Below are 1492 nucleotides of genomic sequence, written 5' to 3'. Positions count from 1 at the left end.
GCCGCCCGAAGAGCTCAGGTAGACGAGTTCTGCAAATTCGGCTGATCGACGTTGGCAGATTCCGTCTGCCGCCAGGCTTCCCGAGCGGATGCGGGTGGGAAATTGGCCCGACAGCGCTTCAAGAAGGGTGGTTTTCCCCGAGCCGTTGGGAGCAACGAGGCCCGCCGCCGTTCCCGGGCTCAGGAAAAGCGATCCGATTGAAAGTATCGTCGTGCTCCCGTATCCCACGCTCGCGTCCAGAAGCTCGAGCCCATGGCGCTTTTTAGCGGGTCCAGCCTGTTTGGGCGAACGTGCCGCAACGGCGCCGACCGCAAAAAGGACCGCGACGTATGCCAGGGCCACGGCAAGCATCGATGCGCTGCCTGAACCGGAGCCAATGAATTCTGTCGGGAAGCATCCTACGTAGCCCGTTGCCTCGATAGGCGAGAACACGGCCAGCGGCAGGAGCCCGAGCACGGCATTATGCTCAAGCGCCGAATCGGACAGCAACGGGAATGCCGGGGCCGCGACAAGCAGCGCTGAGGTAAGGGGGCCTGCGAGGACGCGCCTCGTTGCGGTCGATAGGACGGCGGAGCAAACGGATATCAAGGTTCCGCCCGCAAGCAGCGCGAGAAGCAGGGTCGTGAAGACGTCTCCCGCGGTCGTGGTGGCAAGCGCGCCGTCATGGAAGAAGGCGATCGGGTACCCAATTTGCCCGAAGCCGTTTAGGACCAAGGCGTAAATGCCCCCGGGTGCGAGGCCGGCGAGGAGCATCGCGGTCCCCGCGGCGATTATCGAAAACACGATCTGGATAAGGCGCCGGAATTTGGGCGCGGGCGCCTTTGCCGCCAGGGTCCCGGGCCTTGTGGCGCCGAGCACGAGTATCGACGAGAGAAGGAAGGGGATGAAGGGAAGGAAGGACGGCGCCGTGGCAATGGCGTAGGGCAGGAAGGAGAGGAATGGCAGGTCGTTTGCGGAGGCCGGGATATCCGTGATGCCGGAGCTGCTCAGGGCGCGGCAATATGCGAGCTCCGCGTCATTGGTCTCTCGGTCTCCCACGATGGACCCGGATTGGAAGCCCTCGCCCATGAGCGCGTAGTAGCTCTCGGCAGAGTCGAGAAAGGCGGCGTCGGTTTGAGCGGCGAGGGCGGCGTTCGCGTATCTTGCAAGCTCAGCGTCATCTTGCTGCTCTGGCGATAGGTCTGTGCCGCTGGCCTGGGGCGCGCGCGTATTGAATGCGTCGACAAAGCCCTGCATGCCCTGCTTCATAAAGAAGGGCCCGTAGATGGGTGAATTGAACGCAATGGGGACGGAGAAGGCTGCAGCGAGAACGAGCGTAGAGATCCATACGGCCCGGTCTCTTAGGATTAGTTTGAGAAGAAGTCGACAGTACATTTAGAAGCACCTACATTTCTCAAAGCATCGTTAGATTGATAATGACAGGCCGAATGAAGATGCGTGCGATGGGGGCGAGGCGAATGGCTGAGCGGTATCGATACGCGGGTTCAACGGC

The 1492-nt window shown here is 61.7% G+C and carries 1 pseudogene; it reads right to left on the bottom strand.

The features are described 5' to 3' along the window. Positions 1–1248, bottom strand: a pseudogene (locus tag PMW67_RS09670) (hypothetical protein); the annotation flags it as partial. Between the last annotated feature and the right edge of the window lie 244 nt (positions 1249–1492).

The organism is Collinsella aerofaciens (assembly GCF_028209395.1).
Classification (GTDB): Bacteria; Actinomycetota; Coriobacteriia; order Coriobacteriales; family Coriobacteriaceae; genus Collinsella; species Collinsella aerofaciens_AZ.
The sequence above is the reverse complement of the archived record's forward strand: the minus strand, read 5'-3'. Positions and strand labels throughout refer to the sequence as shown.